Origin of the sequence: Brevundimonas sp. TSRC1-1 (assembly GCF_049898245.1) — a bacterium.
Lineage (GTDB): Bacteria > Pseudomonadota > Alphaproteobacteria > Caulobacterales > Caulobacteraceae > Brevundimonas > Brevundimonas mediterranea_A.
On record NZ_JAFCXI010000001.1, the window covers coordinates 271032 to 289345 of the forward strand.

Here is an 18314-nt window from a genome sequence, read left to right on the forward strand (position 1 = left end):
GATCCTCAGAGTTTCAGTTTGAACACCAGGCCGTACGCCGCCGGGCGACCGGCGATGAAGGTCGGCATGCCCAGGGCGTCGCCGGTGTTGCCGGCGTCCTTGATGTATTCCTCGTCGAGAATGTTCTCGCCGAAGGCTTCGACGCCCCAGTTGGTCGAGTCCGGGGTGTAGCGGATACGCAGGTTCAACAGACCGTAAGCGTCCTGATATTCGTCCTGGATCAGGTCGGCGACGAAGTTGGCCTTCTGCAGCGCCGGGATGTCGTTGTCGTCGCTGAAGAAGACCTTGGACTGCCAGGTGTAGGTCGGCTGGACCTCGATCTCGCCGCCGGTCACCGGCAGGCGCCAGGTCGCGCCGATCGAGGCGGCGTTGTCTGGCGACAGGCGGAACTGGTTGCCGTCGTAGATGCCGTTCTCGAAGCGCGAGTGGTTGTAGGCGTAGGTGGCGAACAGGTCGAGCATCGAGGCCACGGCGAAGTTGGCCTGGCCCTCGAAGCCGTAGGACTTGGCTTCGCCGGCGTTGGTGGTGATGAACTGCGTGCCTTGCTGGATCGTCGTCTGGAAGTTTTCGTAGTTGTACATGAAGACCGCGCCGTCCACGCGCAGGCGCCCGTCCAGCAGGGCCGATTTGGCGCCGATCTCGTAGCTGTCGACCGTTTCCGCATCGACCGGGCTGAAGCGCGCCGCGCCGCCGGGGGCGGACGGACCCGAGGCGCTGATCACTTCCGGACGACGGCCCCGTGCATAGTTGGCGTAGACATTGGTGTCGTCGGTCAGTTCGTAGCGGGCCGTGACCCGCCAGGTGACGCCGTCGTCTTCCGAGTCATAGTAGGAGAAATCGCCGTTGTTGGCCGTCGGCTGCGATGTCAGGCCGAACAGCGGGAAGACGCTGGCGGGCAGGTTGGCGAAGGCCGGATTGGCCATGGCGGCCAGGAAGGCCGGCACCTGGGCCGCCGGGATCGCGCCGGCCTGGATCGCCAGCAGGGCGCCGAGGGCCGACCGGCTATCGACCGAGCTGGCATAGCCGGTGGTCTTGTCGTCGCGGGTGTAGCGGACGCCAGCCGACATTTCGAACTTGTCGGTGAAGGCGTAGGTGGCGTCGGCGAAGACGTCATAGGACGTCAGTTCCGAGCTGTTGGTCGAGGTCTCGATATGGTTCGAGTCGAGATTGGCGGTGATCGGAGCAGCGTAGGCGCCGGCGCCCAACGGCGTCAGCATAGAGGTCAGCACGTTGCGCGCCACCGTCGGATAGACCGACAGCGGCAGGGTGTTGTCGCCGACCGCCGTCGGCGATCCGTCCAGCAGCCCGGCCAGTTGTGCCAGAACCAGACGTTCGTCGAACTGGGCCGGGGCGCGCTGGTAGCCTTCCTCGTGGAACCAGCCGGCGCCGACGAAGCCCGTCAGGCGACCGCCGTTGTCGAAGCCCAGGCGCAGGTCCTGGCTCCATTGTTCGCCATGGGTCTCTTCCGCCGCCGTCAGGATGGGCAGGGAGACGCCGTCCGCGTCGAAGGTCTCGTAGTTGTCGAACTCGCGATAGGCGGTGGTCGAGTTCAGGGTCCAGGCCGAATTCAGATTGATCCGGGCCAGACCCGTCACGCCCCAGACTTCGCGGCTCAGGCCCAGCGTCTTGCCGCCGTCGAAATCGCCGCCCGGCGTCAGGGCCGCGCCCTCCCAGGGCTCCTTGCCGCCCAACACCGCGCCGGTGTTCGGATCGGCCGGTTCGTAGGCGATCGACTTGAACGAGGTGCCCGAGGCGTGGTCGTTCTGATAGTTGCCGATCACGTCGAACCGCATGGCGTCCGACGGCGCCCAGGCGCCCGACAGACGCACGGCCTTGGTCTCGATGGCGTTATAGTCTTCGCCGCCCAGCAGGTTCTCGACCGAACCGCCGCGCGTCTTCAGGCGGGTGGCGAGGCGCAGGCCGCCCGTCTCGCCGACGGGCAGGTTCAGCGCGCCCTCGACCATCCGATAGTCTTCGTTGCCGGCCTCGATATTGGCGTAGGCTTCGGTCTCACCCGGCTGAGCGCGATTCTGGACCAGGTTGACGGCGCCGATCAGGGCGCCGCGGCCGTACAGGGTCGATTGCGGACCCTTGGCGATTTCGACGCGCTCCAGGTCGAACAGTTCGACATAGGAGCCGCGCGACTTGGAGATCGACACGCCGTCCTGGAACACCGACACGCGCGGCTCGGCCGTGGCGGCGCCCGAGTCCGAGGTGATGCCGCGCATCACGAAGCCGGGATTGTTCGGCGACTGGTTCTGCACCAGGAAGCCGGGCACGAAGGCCGACAGCTGTTCGAACTCCTGAATGCCCAGGTCCTCGAGGAATTGGCCGGAATAGGCGGTCAGGGCGAACGGGACCTCAATGGTCTTCTGTGCGCGCAATTGGGCCGTGACGATGATCTCGTCCAGCGTCGCCGGCTCCGCCGACTGGGCCTGGGCCCCGTGCGCCGCCGCCATCACGCCGGTCAGCGCCGCCGCAGCCATAAGCCGCGTCTTGAATTCATTCGCCATCGTTTTTCCCCAAGCTTGGCCTGAACGGCGATCAGTAACCGGCGGTGATGTCGCCGAGGCGACACTGCGAACGCCGATGCATGACGTTGAGGCGGCGGATGAAAGACAATTAAGCCGTGTACGTTTCATTAACCGCCCAGGCCGCGACGACAGCGGCGTCGGGCGTTTGGCCGAGCGGGTCCCGACGACGGATCAGGACTTCGGCGGCGCCGTGGAGCCTCTGGGGGCGAAGCCGAAATCGACCATGCTCTGCCGGGGCAGGTCGGCGTCGCCGGCCGTGGAGCGGATCAGCAGTTCGGCGGCGACGGCGCTCATTTCGGCGATCGGCTGAATGACGGCGGTCATGTCGGCGAACCGGGCCAGGGGCGTGTTGTCGAAACTGATGACCGACAGGTCGGCCGGGACCGCCAGGCCGTTCCGTCTGGCCGTGCGCAGGGCCGCGTGGGCCATGCGGTCGTTGCTGGCCAGAACGGCGGTGGGCCGCGACGGCAGGGCCAGCAGGGTCTCCATGGCGGCGACGCCGGACTCGTAGGAAAAATCGCCGCGCGCGACCAGCGTCTCGTCCAGGCCGTGCGCCGAGGCCGACATGGCGCGGCGATACCCCTCCAGCCGCGCCCCGCTGACCGCATATTCCTCACTGCCGGTGATGAAGCCGATGCGGACATGGCCCAGGCCCAGCAGGTGATCGACGGCGAAGGCCGACGCCTTGGCGTCGTCCATCGACACCGCGAATCCGTCCCCTTCTGCGATCGAGGCGATCCGGGCGAAGGGCAGGCCCAGTTGGCTCAGCAGGCCGGTGATGGCCGGGTTCTCAGAGTGGGGCGGGGTCAGGATGACGCCGTCGGGGTGCAGCGCGGCGATGGCCCCGCGCACCGCCGCATCGACGTGGTCCGAATGGGTGTCGACCAGTTCGAAGATCATCCGATAGCCGTGGGCCTCGCACTTCAGCATGCCGCCCATCAGCATCTGGTCGACCCAGTCGGTGCCCTCGCCGGACTTCCAGCCCTCGATGGTCCGGTCCCGGTCGTTCAGCGCCATCAGCAGATAGGAGCGCGAGCCGCCCATCCGCCGCGCCGCCAGACTGGGGACATAGCCCAGCTTGGCCACGGCGGCGCGCACCCGCTCCTGCACCACCGGACGTACATTCGGCTCGTTGTTGATGACTCGCGACACGGTCTGCAGCGAAACGCCCGCCTCGGCGGCGACGTGTTTGATGGTGACGGCGCGACGCAAACTCTGATCCCTTATCCCCTGCGCCATTGTGTCAGCCTTGGCCGCGCGAAGGCAAGCACGCCGGTATCAGGCCGGCACGACCAAAGGCGCGGGCGCCGCCACGGGCGGGGCCTGACAGTGGGTGTCGATGAAGGCCTGATGCGTCGGCAGATCGGCGACGAAGGCGTTCAGGATATTGGCGGCGCGGTCCATCTCGTCGGTCAGGCCGTTGAAGTCGATCCGGTCCACCAGCGGCGGATAGGACCGGGGCCGCACGCCCATCCCGTCCATCACCGCATACCAGCTGACATTGCGAAACAGCGGGTCCAGCGCCTCGACCAGGCTGCCGTTGGCGCGGAAGACCTCCAGCTTGTGCTGCAGCCCCTCGGGCAGGACCATGTCGCGGCAGGCGCGCCAGAAGGCCGTGTCGTCGCGTCGCGTCAGGGCGTAGTGCAGGATGATGAAGTCGCGGATCTCCTCGTAATCCACGGTCATCCGCCGATTGTACTCGGCGATCAGATTCGGATCGCAGTCCAGGTCGGGCATCAGCCGGAACAGGAAGTCCATGCCGCGATAGATCAGGTGGATGGCCGTCGATTCCAGCGGTTCGATGAAACCGCTGGCCAGGCCCAGGGACAGGACGTTCTTGTCCCAGATCTTCTCGCGCACCCCGGTCTTGAACGGCACCACCATCGGATTGACCACCGGCCGGCCTTCGACCTGCTCCAACAGGCGCGCCGTCGCCTCGTCGTCGGACATGTAGCGGCTGCAGAAGACGTGGCCGTTCCCGGTCCGGTGCTGCAGCGGAATCCGCCAACGCCAGCCGCAATCCTGCGCCTGGGCCAATGTATAGGGCTTGGGCGGGCCGACATTCTCGGTCTGGACCGCAATGGCCCGGTCGCACATCAGCCATTCGGACCAGTCCGTGTAGCCGACGCCCAGGGTCTTGCCGATCAGAAGGGCGCGGAAGCCGGTGCAGTCGATGAAGAAGTCCGCCTCGACCGTCTGGCCCGACTTCAGCTTCAGGCTGCTGACGAAGCCGTCGGGCCGTGTCGCCACATCCTCGACGATTCCCTCGGTGCGCTTCACCCCCCGCGCCTCGGCGAAGTCGCGCAGATAGCGCGCCACACGTTTCGCATCGACGTGAACGGCGTAGGATGCGCCACCGATCGGGGTGCGCTGGGCCTTGAACGGCAGCATGAACCGCCCCTGGGCCGCCATCCGCGCCGCTGCGGCGAAGTCCATCAGCGGCCGGTCATAGCCGTTCATCCGCGCCTTCAGCCAGACGGGATAGAAGTCGCTGACATCCACGGGCGCCCCGATGGCGCCGAACGGGTGGAAATAGCTCTCGCCCTTCTGCGTCCAGTCCTCGAACTGGATGCCCAGCTTGAAACTGGCCTGGGTCTTCTGGATGAAGTCGCGCTCGTCGATGCCCAGCCGCTTCAGCATTTCCAGGAAGGGCGGCACGGTGGATTCGCCGACGCCGATCGTGCCGATGTCGTCGGATTCGACCAGTTCGATCTCGGCCATCCGCCCCTTGAAATGTTCAGCCATAAGGGCGGCGGCGACCCAGCCGGCGGTGCCCCCGCCGACGATGCAGATCTTCTTCAGGGGGCGGCGGGGCTGGTCCATGTCGGGTCTCATGCGGCTGAGGCGGGGGCGGCGGAGGGATCGAGCCCCGCCAGGAAATGGGTGTGGTCGGGGGTGCGTGCGACCAGGTCGGCGATATTGGCGCGCATCTCGGCCAGGCTGCGGCTCAGATAGGCGGGGTCCATGGCGTCCACGGCGGGATCGTGACTGTCCGGGTACAGGCCGAAGCCGTCATAGATGGCCAGCCAGCTGGCCGGGTGGAACATCTCCCACCGATAACGGACGAACTGGCCCCGCGCCGTCCACAGGGCGATCTTGCGCTCCAGCGTCTCGGGGATCGCCATCTCGCGGCAGTCGCGCCAGAAGTCCGTGTCGGTGCGCCGGTTCAGCTTGTAGTGCAGGATGATGAAGTCGCGGACCCGCTCCATCTCGCGCGCGGTCTGGTCGTTGAACTCGTCGAGGATCGGCTGGGCGAAGCGGCGGTCGGGGAACAGGGCCTTCAGCCGTTCGATCCCGGTCTCGATCAGGGCGATACTGGTGCTTTCCAACGGTTCCAGGAAACCCGCAGACAGGCCGATGGCGACGCAGTTCCTGGCCCAAGCCTGGGTGCGCCGACCGGGGCGGAACGGAATCCGCCGCGGCTCCGTCAGCGGATCGCCCAGCAGATGAGGCATGAGCTCGGCCAGGGCCTGATCGTCGCTCAGATGGGCGCTGGAAAACACCAGGCCGTTGCCCGCGCGGTGGCGCAGCGGGATCCCCCACTGCCAGCCGGCCGACCGGGCGGTGACGCGCGTAAAGGGAGCCGGCGCGTCGCCGGGTCGGTTGGCGCTCTGCACCGCATAGGCCGCGTCGCAGGGCAGCCAGCGGCCCCAGTCCTCGAACCCGACGCCCAGGGCCTCGCCGATCACCAGCCCCTTGAAGCCCGAACAGTCGACGAACAGATCCCCCTCGACCTCGCGCCCGTCGTCCAGCGTCAGGGCGCGCACGAAACCGTCCTCGGGCCGCAGCTCGACCGAGCGGATCCGGGCGTCGATCCGGGCGCAGCCCCCGGCCTCGGCATAGGCGCGCAGATGCTGGGCGAACAGGCCGGCGTCCAGATGCAGGGCCCAGTCGAACACCGACAAAGACGACGGCGGATTGGGCGAGGGCAGGGTGAACTTGCCGCCGGCGGCCAGCGACGCCCCCAGGGAATAGGACGCCAGCGGCGCGGCGTCGCCCGCGCGGTGCTGCTTCAGCCAGTAATGATGAAACCCGATCCCTTTGACGTCCTGACCATACAGGCCGAAGGGATGGATGAAGTCCGAGCCGGGCCCGGACCAGTCGATGAAACGGATGCCCAGTTTGCACGTCGCCTGGGTGGCGCGCATCACGTCGTCATCGTGCAGGCCCAGCTGCGCATAGAACCGACGGAGGGTGGGAATGGTCGCCTCGCCCACGCCGATCGTGCCGATGTCGGAAGACTCCACCACGGTGATCTTCAGCGGCGCAGTGCGGAAATGCTGGACCAGGGCCGCAGCCGTCATCCAGCCGGCGGTGCCGCCGCCGACGATGACGACAGAACGGATGCGAGGATCGTCGATCTCATCCATGGCCGAATACCAATACGCGAAAAAAGAGGCCGGCGACACGAATGTCGCCGGCCAGTCTGCTCAGGAAGAGATCAGAACCGAGCGCGAACGCCGATGGTGTAACGCGGCTCGAACTCGTTGCGGGCCTGGAACTGCTTCGCGCCGTCCTTGAACTCGAGGTAGTATTCCTCGATTTCGCCCAAGACGTTCGAGCCGTTGGCGTAGACCGTGACCATGTCGTTGACGTCATAGGTCACGTTCACGTCCACGTATTGCGACGTGTCCTGGTAGATCGGGATGAACACCTGCTTCCCGTCGAGGGTTGTGCCCATGGTGCCGTTCAAGCGAGGCGTCCGATAGTTCCAGGCGACCCGAGCCTGAAGCTTGTCGCCCTGGTACCAGACCGCAGCGTTCAGCGAATGCTCGGAGTTGTCCATGAACGGCAGTTCGCTGCCGTCCAGGGCCGGATCATTCGATGTGCTGTCGGAATAGGTGTAGCTGCCGTCGAAACCAAAGTCGGACCAGATCGGGGTGTCGATGAAGTCGGACAAACCGATCTTGGCGCCCAGCTCCACGCCTTGCAGCTGCCCGCCTTCACCCTGCACCGGGCGGTTGACATCCACCAGACGACGGATGACCCCATCGCCGTCGGCATAGGATCCGCTTTGCGGGACCGTACGACGCGTGACGAAGCTTTCGATATCCAGGCGGAAGATCGCGGCGTTAAACATCGTCGCGGGCCCGTGGTAATATTCCAGGGCGAGATCGTAGTTTGTGGATCGCCAGGGGTTCAACTCCACCGTTCCGCCCAGAGTTGCACCCGTGACCCGACGAACGCCGACGGGAGGACGGGTGGGATCGGGGGTTTCGCCCGGTTGCAGTTCGGGCGTATCAGCCGTCGAGATCGTGACGCCCCCGCCGTAGTTGCCCAGATCCAACGGGATCATGGTCTTGGCGTAAGCCCCGCGCAGTCGCAGTTTGTCGGTGAAGTCGTAGGCCAGGTTCGCCGTCGGCAGCCAGTCGTCGTAGCTGCGGCTGGAGATGCTGTCGCCGACGTCGTTGTTGGTGTCGCCATAGGCGCGGGTTTCGCCCGTCAGGTTCTGACGCGCCCGCAGTTCCGTACGGACGTACCGAACCCCGATGTCGCCGTGCAACTGGCCGAACTCGATGGCGCCGTTTAGATAGGCGCTGTCCTCATAGAGATCGACGTCATAGGAGTTGCCGGGGATGATCACGTCATAGGCGTTTCCGAACACCCGTTCCTGGAAGGCGCGAGGATCGTCGAAGTCCCGGGGGTCCGCCACCCACACGCCAGGAATGCCTGACGCGACCGAGCCGAAGTCGGTCAGGAAATAGGTATTGTTGTTCTCACGCAGCAGCGTCGGCCGGTTGACCGTATAGCCTTGGAAGCAGGTCGGGGTGTTGGCGACCGCACCATTGGTGCAGGAACTGGGCGTTGCAGCCACAGGCAGTGCGGCGTTGAAGCCGGGATTGGAGACGAACTCACCCGCCCGGCACTGCGATTGGTCCATCACGACATCGATGGCCTTCCACTGGGCCGAGCAGCCCGCTGGATTGCCTTCGCCCTGTCCGGCGTAGAAGTCCGAGAACAGGTGGAAGCTGGTGATCGACACTTCGCGCGCGCTGTGGCGGACGCCGGCGTCTACGCGGGTCAGGAAACCGAAGGCCGGCGTTTCCTGGAACTCATAGGAACCGTCGAAGCGGACGACGGTCAGGTCCGAGCTGTTGCGCTGGTTGCCTTCCGACGAATAGGCGCCGACCGTATAGCTGTCGAGGTTCGACATATACTGGCTCAGCGGAACATTCCCCAGGCCGCCGACGATGTTGTTTTCGAAACCGCTCCAGGCCAATTTTGATCCGCCGGTGTCGATGTGCAGTTGCGGATCCGCCCCGTAGCCAAACGGGTTGGGACTGATGTAGCGACCGCCCTCGCTGCCGACCACGCCGTTGGAGAAACGCGACGCAGGATACATGGCGGCGATCGAGGCGGGGTAGAAGGTGCCGCGCGTGCGGTCCGCGCCCTGACGGAACAGGGTGAAGGCTCGGTCCGACCCATACTCCCAGTTCGACAGGTCGCCCTGAACCTGACCGTTCATGCTCAGCAGAGAGGCTTCTGCCTTGATGGCCCGGGCGTTGAAGGTGAAGGGGCCGCCCTTGTCGTAGTCCAGCTCAAGGTTGAAGTTCTTGGCTTCGTTGTTTGTGACGCGGTTCACGGTGAAGGAGTTCACCCACCAGGCGTCGACGTCGTATTCCTCGACGTCCAGCCAGCCCAGGCCGGTGTCGGTCGACTCGGTCGGCGTCAGCCAGCCCAGGCCGCTCCAGCGGTTTGAGACGTTAAGGCCGGCGGCGCGGTTATATTCGTCCTGCTTGGTGTAGAAGGCTTCGGCCGTCAGGCGGATGCCGTCCTCGATGTCGAACTGGAAGGCGGCGTTGAGGCCGACCCGCTCGCGCTCGACGACGCGGTTGAACATCTCATAGCCATGCGGCGCGAACCAGGCGTTGCCCGAGCCGCCCCAGTCGTTGCTGCCGAGCAGGCTGCCGGCCGAACCGGCGTAGTTGTTGCCCAGGTTCGAGGTGCTCATGACGCCCGAGATCATTGCGCCCATCCGGTCACCGCGCCAGTTCAGCAGGCCGTTGATCAGATAGTCGTCCTGACGGGTGCGTTCCCCGGTCTGGTATTCGGCGGCGCCTGTCACGGTCGTGCCGTAGCTGAAGTCCATCGGCCGGCGCGTGCGCAGGTCGATGGTGCCGGAGATGCCGGACAAGGCGTTGGACACGTCCTGCGACTTGAACACGACGATCGAGTTCATCAGCTGCGACGGCACGTCGTTCAGGTTCGGCTGGGCGCCGCCCAGGTTGCCCGGGCTCAGATATTGTTCGCCGTTCAGCAGGGTCACGACCTGTGGCAGGCCGCGGATGTTGACGGTCGAGCCTTCACCGGCGGAACGTCGGATCTGGATGCCCGCGATACGTTGCAGGGCGTCGGCGACGGTGACGTCGGGCAGTTTGCCGATGTCTTCGGCCGAGATCGCATCAACCAGCGCCGTCTCGTTGCGCTTGACGTTGATCGACTGGGTCTGCGACGCGCGGATGCCGGTGACGACGATTTCGCCGATCTCGGTCGGGTCTTGGGGCGCCGGGATCGGCGCCTGTTCCGCGGTCTGGGCATAGGCCGGCGCGACAAGCGCCGAACTCGCCATCAAGGCCGCCAGCATGGGCCTCTTGTGGATTCTCATCTCGGTTTCCCTCCTCATTGGCGCCGCGTTTTTGTTGTGCGGCATTGGCTCAAGGCTTGATGATCGACCCTGAAAGCGTGACGTTCGCGCTCAACCCCGCCTCGGCGGCGTCGCGGGCGACGGTGATGCGGTAATCGCCCGGTGCGATGCGCCAGCCGGGCAGTGCGGTGTCATATTCGGCCAGGATGCGCGGCTCGGCCTTCAGCACGATGCGACGCGTCTCGCCCGGCGACAGCGTCATCCGCGCAAAGGCGGCCAGACGCCTGGGCTGGTCGGCCGAGGCGACATACAGCTGGGCCACCTCGGCTCCCGCCCGGTCGCCACTGTTGGTCACATCGACGGCGACGCTCAGACCCTGGGTGTTCGAGACCGCCAGGTTGGAATAGGCGAAGCTTGTGTAGCTGAGGCCGTAACCGAACGGGAACAGGGGTTTGCGCCCCTCGCGTTCGTACCAGCGATAGCCGACGTCCGACCCCTCGACATAATCGACGGCGAAGGGCTGCAGCCCGGCCCCCTGCGGCGCCCCGGGGTTGGAGGCGGCGGCGGCGTCCACGGCCTTCATCTCGGCCAGGCCTGGCACGGTCGGGCGCGGCGCCTGGTCGGCCGAGGCGGGGAAGGTGATCGGCAGGCGGCCGGACGGATTGACCTCGCCGAACAGGATGCGGGCGATGGCCTCGCCCCCCCGCTGGCCGGGATACCAGGCCTGGATCACCGCCGGGGTCTTTTCCAGCCAGGGCATCAGCACCGGCCCGCCGGTCTCCAGCACCACCACCGTCCTGGCGTTGGCGGCGGCCACGGCCTCGATCAGTCCGTCCTGGTCGTCCGGCAGCGACAGGCTCTCGACGTCCTGGGCCTCTGTGGTCCACTGGGTGGCGAAGACGACCGCGATGTCCGCCGCGCGCGCCGCCGCAGCCGCCGCCGCAGCATCCCTGCCATCGACATAGGTCACGGTCGCGTCCGGCGCGACGGCGCGAATGGCGTTCAGCGGCGACGAGGCATGCCAGGTGACCCGCGCGAAAGACGCCGCAGCGCCTGAGGTCAGCGGAATCTCGACCGGGGCGCCGTCCACCGACCGCACCTGGGACGACCCGCCGCCCGACAGGACGCCGACGTCGGCATGGCCGCCGATCAGCACGATCCGTTTGGCCGTCCTGGCCAGGGGCAGGACCCCGCCCTGGTTCTTCAGCAGCACGATGCCCGCCTCGGCGGCGCGCTGGGCCACCTCGGCGTTCCGGGCGTAGTCGATGGGCTGCGGGGTCGTGACCACCGGCGCATCCAGAACCCCGGTCTCGATCAGGCCGACCAGCAGACGGCGCACCATGTCGTCCAGCCGCGCCTCGGGAATCCGCCCGGCGTCCAGGGCTGCACGGAACGGCGCGTCGAAATACAGGGCCCGGTCCAGTTCCTGGCCCGAAGCCTGGTCCAGACCCGCCAGCGCCGCCTTCTCGGTCGAATGGACCGCGCCCCAGTCGGACATGACCCAGCCGTCGTACTTCCAGTCGCGCTTCAGCACCTGGTTCAGCAGGAAGTCGTTCTCGCAGGCCCAGTCGCCGTTGACCTTGTTGTAGGCGCACATGACCGAGCCGGGATTTCCCCGCTCGATGGCGATCTGGAAGGCCAGCAGGTCGCTTTCGCGCAGGGACGCCTCGTCCAGGCGCGCGTCCATGATCATCCGCCCGGTCTCTTGCGCGTTGAAGGCGAAATGCTTGATGGTCGAGACGATCTTGTTCGACTGGACGCCGCGGATATGGTCCCCGGCCATGACCCCGGCCAGCAGCGGATCCTCGCCCAGATATTCGAAATTCCGTCCGTTCCACGGATCGCGGGTGAGGTTCACCCCGCCGGCCAGCAGGATGTTGAAGGTCTTGGCCCGCGCCTCGGACCCGATCATGGCCCCGCCGACATAGGCGATCTCGGGATCGAAGGTGGCGGCCGTCGCCAGGCTGGAGGGCAGGGCGGTGGCGACGTCGCCCTTGCGCTGTTCGACCTGGTTGGCGACGCCCAGGCTGGCGTCGCTTTCGCGCAGGGTCGGTATGCCCAGGCGGGGTATGCCGGGGATATGGCCGGCCGAAGGAATCATGTCGGCGACGGGAGCGCCGGGCGTCTGCGCGGCCATCGGCGGGAAATAGCCGTGTATCAGCTGCAGCTTCTCGTCACGCGTCATCCGGGCCAGCAAGGCGTCGGCCCGGGCGGCGGCTTCGGTTGCGTCGACTTCGGTTGCGACGGGGGTGGCCGAGGCGGGTTCGCTCGAGACTGGCCGGCCGTCCGTCTGGGCGAACACCGCGACAGGCGTCATGCCGATGGCCGTCGCCAGGGCGAGACGACTGATCAGCGACAACGAGAGGAAATTCATACCGGCTCCCAAACTCATCCAGAGACGGCGACGGCCGTCAGAACAGAAGTTGGGACGCGGCGCACACCATCGGGGATGACGGCGGGCAGCCGACATCGTTGCTCGCCGAGGCGAGCTTTTCGATCATGTTTGCGGATGGCGTTTGTCGCGCCGTGGTTCGCCGGCCCGAATGGCCGATGATCGTTCCGCTCCCTGCACGGAGGATCTTCGTCCCCTCGCACGCAAAGGAAAGCACGGATTGAGAGCGTTCACAATACGAAATGGATGTAATGGAACGGCGTTATGCCTGATGGGCGGATCACAAGTCGTTTCAGTCAGAGGTCCAGTCAAACGCCGCAGCGCAAGTCCGCCCGGGCGCACCCAAGCGTAAAACCCAGGCGCGCACTGCGCCTGGGTTCGCCGGTCCGTCTGACGACATAGAGAAGCTTGGATGCAGGGCGGTTCGGGCTCAGATCACCCCGATCATAGAGGCCACCAGCGGGTGGCGCACGATGTCGCGTTCGGCGAGGCGCACCACGGCGATTTCGTCGATGGCCTCCAGACGGGCCGAAATATCGGCCAGGCCGGAAATGCCCGGCAGCAGGTCGGACTGCTGCGGGTCGCCCGTGACCACCATGGTCGAATGCCAGCCCAGCCGCGTCAGCAGCATCTTCAGTTGCACATAGGTGCAGTTCTGGGCCTCGTCGACGACGATGAAGGCGTTGTTCAGGGTGCGGCCGCGCATATAGCCGATGGGCGCGATCTCGATCAGGCCCTCCGCCATCAGGGCCTTGACCCGCTTCATGCTCAGCCGGTCCGAAAGGGCGTCGTAAAGCGGGCGCAGATAGGGGGCCAGCTTGTCCTCCATGTCGCCGGGCAGGAAGCCGATCGACTCCCCGGCCTCGACAGCGGGGCGGCTCAGCACGATGCGGCCGACCTTGCCGGCCTCCAGCGCCTCGACCGCCTTGGCCACGGCCAGATAGGTCTTGCCCGTGCCTGCCGGGCCCAGCGCCATGACCAGATTATGCGCGTCGATGGCCGCCATCATTTCCGTCTGGCCCTCCGACTTCGGCTTCAGCGTCTTCAGATAGCCCTGCTCGCGGTCGTCGTTCGAGGAATGGGGCGACCATCCCGACCGTTCGTTATGGGGGGCGTGGAGCCGACGCACCTTCGACTCCTCCATGAACTCCCGCGAATCCAGGATTCCGTTTTCACGGGACTGACGCTTCATTGCCGCACGCTTTGTCATGGACGTCTCCAGGGCATGAAAAAAGGCGGCCCCATACGGGTTCCGCCTTGGCTGGTCTTGGGGAGGAAAAGGCCGTGGCCCGTGTCGTGACGGCCGCCCGGATCGACAGCTTGGGCGTCAGAAACGGGACTGACCCGCCGCCCAACAACCGAACCCGGATCCCAACGCGCCACGCGAAGCCCCGACTAATGACCGGATCGGGCTTGATCCGGCTTCGGATCCGGGGCCGAAATGGCGACCCACGAATCGCATCAACACTCTGATGCTAACGTGGTTAGAAATCTGTTAAAGCCCTCGTTTTTAGAAGATTAGGCGGCGTTCTGATGACCATTTACACATTGGGCGACAGCAAACCGCAGTTTCCCGCGCCCGGCGAATACTGGGTCGCGCCGAGCGCATCGGTGATTGGGAACGTGATTCTGCACCCCAACGCCAGCGTCTGGTTCGGCGCGGTGCTGCGTGGCGACAACGAGCCGATCACTGTGGGGCCCGACAGCAACATCCAGGACGGCAGCGTCCTGCACACCGACATGGGCTCGCCCCTGACCCTGGGCCGGGGCGTCACCGTCGGCCACCAGGCCATGCTGCACGGCTGCGAGGTCGGCGACTACAGCCTGATCGGCATCGGGGCGGTGGTGCTGAACGGGGTGAAGATCGGCCGCAACTGCATCATCGGCGCGAACGCCCTGCTGACCGAGGGCAAGATCATTCCCGACAACAGTCTGGTCGTGGGCCAGCCGGGCAAGGTGGTGCGAGAGCGCGATCCCGACCAGATCGCCGTCCTGCAGATGTCGGCCGAACATTACGTGCAGAACTGGAAACGGTTCGCGGCGGATCTGCGCGCCCTCTAGTCTCCGCTCAACCCGGCTTGCGCCGGGATGCGCGGGATCAGGAAGTTAGTATCCTTCGCGCCGCATCGGCGTCCTTGTCGATCTGGGCCTTCAGGGCGTCCAGTCCGTCGAAGCTTTCCTCGCCGCGCAGCCAGGCGACCAGTTCCGTCTCGATGACCTGCCCGTACAGGTCGCCGTCGAAATCGAACAGCCAGACCTCCAGCAGCGGGGTCTCCAGCGCATACATGGGCCGCACGCCCAGGCTGGCGACGCCGTTGACGACCCGCCCGTCCGCCAGACGGCTGCGGGTCGCATAGACGCCGTAGGCGGGGCGCATGTAATCGCCCAGCGCGATGTTGGCGGTCGGCACGCCGATGGTGCGGCCGCGCTTGTCGCCGTGGATCACCTCGCCCTGAAGAGCGAAGGGGCGGCCCAGGATGGCGGCGGCCCGGTCCATGTCCCCGGCCTTCAGGGCTTCCCGCACGGCGCTGGATGACAGTTTCAGCCCGTCGGCGTCATCCAGCCGCTCGGCCACCGAAACCGTGAAGCCCAGCCGCTCGCCATAGGTCTTCAAGGCTTCGGGCGAGCCGGACCGCCCCTTGCCGAAGGTGAAGTCGAAGCCGACGGCGGCATGGCGCACGCCAAGCCCCCGCGCCAGCACCTTTTCGGCGAAGTCCGCATCGCTCATGCCCGCCATCTCGCCGTCGAACGGCAGCAGATACAGGATGTCGACCCCCAGGGGCGCCAGGGCCTGGGCCATCTGGTCCGCCGTCATCAGGCGAAAGGGCGCCGCCTCGGGCTGGAACCAGCGGCGCGGATGGGGATCGAAGCTGACCACGCCGAGCGGCGCGCCCAGCCGTTCGGCGGCGGCCTTTGCGCCCGCAATGACCGCCTGATGCCCCCGGTGCACGCCGTCGAAGGCGCCGACCGCGACCGCTGCGCCCCTCAGGGCGTTCGGCAGGTCGCGCCAGTCGCGGACGATCTGCATCAGCGCTGGGAGGGCTTGCGCCGGCGCGGAACGCGGACGACGGCGACGCCGTCCATGATCATGGTCTCGCCGACAAAGCCTTCGCAGCTCAGCTTGACCCGCGCGCTCTCGGCCTCGACCTCGATCACCGTAATCAGGATGCGGACGACGTCGTCGATCCGCACCGGCTGATGAAAGGCCAGGGTCTGGGAGATGTAGATCGACCCGGCGCCCGGCAGGATGGTGCCGACCACGGCCGATCCGAACGAGGCGCTCAGCAGGCCATGCGCGATCCGGCCGCGATAGGCGGTCTTGGACGCAAAGGCCTCGTCCAGGTGGACAGGGTTGAAGTCGTCGGACGCCTCGGCGAACAGCCGAATCCGGTCCTCCGTGGCGACCACGATTTTCTCGGCGGCCATGCCGACGTGAAGTTCGTCCAGGATGTAACCACCGGACGGATGCTGCTGTACCAATTCGACCATGCTGCAGGCTTTAGCTGCGGTGCGACAAAATGGCGAGCCTTACCAGGCGAGTTCGAGCGCGGCGTATCGCGCATATGTTGTTTCAGCCTTCAGCAGATCGCCGGCGCGGGCGGGATCCAGCGTCCCGTCCTCGCCCCGGGCCTGGTCGCCGTGGATGCCCTGGGCGATGAACAGGCAGTCCAGGGCCTGGGCGTTGGCCCCCATGATGTCGGTGACGACGCCGTCGCCGATGCACAGGACGCGCGACCGATCGACCGGCCGGCCCAGCAGCGTCTGCGCCTCCTTGATCGCCAGATCATAGATCGGGGCATAGGGCTTGCCGGCCATGACGACCCGGCCGCCCAGCGACTCGTACAGGTCGGCCAGCGCCCCGCCGCAGTAGATCAGCTGGTCGCCGCGCTGAACCACCCGATCGGGGTTGGCGCAGATCAGCTCCAGATCGCGCGCCGCGCCGACCGCGAACCGCTCGCGATAGTCCTCGGGCGTCTCGGTCGTGTCGTCCACGGGGCCGGTGACGGAGATGAAGGCGGCGTCCTCTGCGCCGGCGGCGCGGTCCAGACCCAGCCCGGCGTAGAGGGGGGCGTCACGCTCTGGCCCGACGATCCAGGCCGGGCCGGGCGCCCGCTTGGCCAGTTCGGCGCGCGTGGCGTCCCCGGAGGTGACGAAGGCCTTCCAGGCCTCGCGCGGCACGCCCAGGCCGTCCAACTGGGCGATCACGTCCGAGGCCGGCCGGGGCGAGTTGGAGATCAGCACCACATGCCCGCCCTCGCGGTTGAACCGCGTCAGAGCCTCGCACGGGGTCGCCCAGCTTTCGCGCCCGTTGTGGATCACCCCCCAGACGTCGCAGAGCAGGATGTCATAATCGCCGGCGACGGCGCCGAGGTGGGGCAGGGCGTGGGGGAGGGTCATGGCGTCTGAGTAGCCGCTCGGACGCCATGACGAAAGTCTCCTCCCCATGAAATGGAGGAGGCAGACAGGGCGGTTCAGCTGAACCGACGCCTTTGTTCGGCGCTGCGCAGGGTGGAGCGCAGGAAGTCGGCGGGCGGGTCGGTCTCGGCCAGAACCTGTTCCTTGATGGCGCGGGGTTCGCCGAACAGGTGGCCCTGGCCCATCGCGACGTCCAGCTCGAGGATGTCGACGACCTGACGCTCGTTCTCGACCTTTTCGGCGATGACCTCGACGCCGTAGCGGCGGGTCAGGGCGGCGAAGTCGGCGGCCTGGATGTCGGGCATGGAGCGCAGCGGCGCCCCGCCGTCGAGATCCAGAAGCTGTTCGATCAGCAGGTCGGCCGACACCTTGATGAACTTGACGTCCGCCCGCTGCAGGTCGGCGAAGTCGAGGTCCAGCGTCTGGACCTTGTCCAGCGAGAAGCGGAAGCCCATGTCGGCCAGCCGCGCCATGTTGCGCGCCTCCACGGCGCCGCGCGCGTCGAAATTGGCCTGGCCCAGCTCGAAGATCAGGGCCTGGTTCAGGTCGCGGTTCTCGCTGAGGAACTCCAGGAAACGCGGGAAGAAGGTCTCGTCGCCCAGCGAGGTCAGGGCCACGTTGCAGAAGACCCCGACCTTGCGGTCCTGGCGCGCCAGCCGGCGCACGATCTGGGCGCAGCGGAACAGCAGCAGATTGTCGATGGCGGGCACCAGGCCCTCGCCCTCGGCCAGCGACAGATATTCGGCCGGCATCATGACCCGGTCGGTCGCGTCGCGCAGGCGGGTGAAGCTCTCGTAAAAGATCGTGCGGCGCTGGGGCAGGGATACGACGGGCTGAAGATAGAGGTCCACCCGACCCTCGCTGAGCGCCTCGTGGATGGTGCGCAGCAGGACGTTGGACTGGGCCTGGCGCCGGCCTTCGAAGGTCTCGACCCCGATGCTGGGGGCGGCCGACAGCCGGTGGTCGATGCTCTCGCTCATCTGCTGGACCAGGGTCTCCAGCATTCGCACTTCGCCGGTCAGGGCGTCTGTGTCTGACAGGGCGCCGCTCTCGATGGCGTGGGCCAGTTCGGTCAGGGCGCCCTGGGTCGACTCCATCGCATCGGCCAGCAGGCGGTGGGCCTCGCGGACCTGGTCGATCTCCTTCTTCAGGGCGCGACGGGCGGCGACGCCCGTGACGATGCCGTGGAAGGCGCCCAGCAGACCCAGCGCCCCGAGCGCGCCCGCCACGCCCGCGCCGGCGCCCAGGCCCGCACGCCACAGGAACGCCCCCACGGTCATGCCGAGGAACAGATAGGCGAAGTACAGAAAGCCCGTGGTCAGGTTACGCATCGGCTGGCGGTGGCCACTCCCGGATGGAATCGCCTGAGTATCAGGCTATCAATGTC

The 18314-nt window shown here is 66.7% G+C and carries 12 protein-coding genes; 1 reads left to right on the forward strand and 11 read right to left on the reverse strand.

The window, feature by feature from the left end; translation table 11 throughout:
* Positions 1–5: 5 nt before the first annotated feature.
* The 7 genes from ACP7CK_RS01375 to ACP7CK_RS01405 all read right to left on the reverse strand — a co-directional run bounded on the left by ACP7CK_RS01375 (position 6) and on the right by ACP7CK_RS01405 (position 13733).
* Entirely contained in the window at positions 6–2513 is a 2508-nt protein-coding gene (locus tag ACP7CK_RS01375; protein WP_426024894.1) for a TonB-dependent receptor, read from the reverse strand.
* Positions 2514–2705: 192 nt separating this feature from the next.
* Positions 2706–3746: a LacI family DNA-binding transcriptional regulator gene (locus ACP7CK_RS01380; protein WP_426024895.1), complete on the reverse strand. Its 1041-nt coding sequence runs from the start codon at positions 3744–3746 to the stop codon at positions 2706–2708.
* 66 nt (positions 3747–3812) lie between these two features.
* Entirely contained in the window at positions 3813–5357 is a 1545-nt protein-coding gene (locus ACP7CK_RS01385) for a tryptophan halogenase family protein (protein ID WP_426024896.1), read from the reverse strand.
* Between the two features lie 8 nt (positions 5358–5365).
* Positions 5366–6904, reverse strand: coding sequence for a tryptophan halogenase family protein (locus ACP7CK_RS01390; protein WP_426024897.1), 1539 nt, complete (start codon positions 6902–6904; stop codon positions 5366–5368).
* 71 nt (positions 6905–6975) lie between these two features.
* A complete protein-coding gene (locus ACP7CK_RS01395; RefSeq protein ID WP_426024898.1) occupies positions 6976–10140 on the reverse strand; it encodes a TonB-dependent receptor in 3165 nt (1054 codons plus the stop codon).
* Positions 10141–10189: 49 nt separating this feature from the next.
* Complete coding sequence (locus ACP7CK_RS01400) at positions 10190–12493, reverse strand: beta-glucosidase (RefSeq protein ID WP_426024899.1); 2304 nt, start codon at positions 12491–12493, stop codon at positions 10190–10192.
* A 448-nt stretch (positions 12494–12941) separates the two neighbouring features.
* Positions 12942–13733: a PhoH family protein gene (locus ACP7CK_RS01405; RefSeq protein ID WP_154725752.1), complete on the reverse strand. Its 792-nt coding sequence runs from the start codon at positions 13731–13733 to the stop codon at positions 12942–12944.
* A gap of 311 nt (positions 13734–14044) precedes the next feature.
* On the opposite strand from ACP7CK_RS01405, the gene ACP7CK_RS01410 reads away from it, so the two are divergent.
* A complete protein-coding gene (locus ACP7CK_RS01410) occupies positions 14045–14572 on the forward strand; it encodes a gamma carbonic anhydrase family protein (protein WP_035305583.1) in 528 nt (175 codons plus the stop codon).
* Between the two features lie 37 nt (positions 14573–14609).
* Here the strand turns inward: ACP7CK_RS01410 and ACP7CK_RS01415 are convergent, their stop codons facing one another.
* The 4 genes from ACP7CK_RS01415 to ACP7CK_RS01430 form a co-directional block, all read right to left on the reverse strand.
* Positions 14610–15539: a bifunctional riboflavin kinase/FAD synthetase gene (locus ACP7CK_RS01415; RefSeq protein ID WP_372705039.1), complete on the reverse strand. Its 930-nt coding sequence runs from the start codon at positions 15537–15539 to the stop codon at positions 14610–14612.
* Complete coding sequence (locus ACP7CK_RS01420) at positions 15539–16000, reverse strand: MaoC family dehydratase (protein ID WP_008263736.1); 462 nt, start codon at positions 15998–16000, stop codon at positions 15539–15541. Before ACP7CK_RS01420 ends, ACP7CK_RS01415 begins: the two co-directional genes overlap by 1 nt.
* Positions 16001–16039: 39 nt before the next feature.
* Entirely contained in the window at positions 16040–16909 is an 870-nt protein-coding gene (locus ACP7CK_RS01425) for a TIGR01459 family HAD-type hydrolase (RefSeq protein WP_426024900.1), read from the reverse strand.
* A 74-nt stretch (positions 16910–16983) separates the two neighbouring features.
* A complete protein-coding gene (locus ACP7CK_RS01430; RefSeq protein WP_008258738.1) occupies positions 16984–18258 on the reverse strand; it encodes an EAL domain-containing protein in 1275 nt (424 codons plus the stop codon).
* Between the last annotated feature and the right edge of the window lie 56 nt (positions 18259–18314).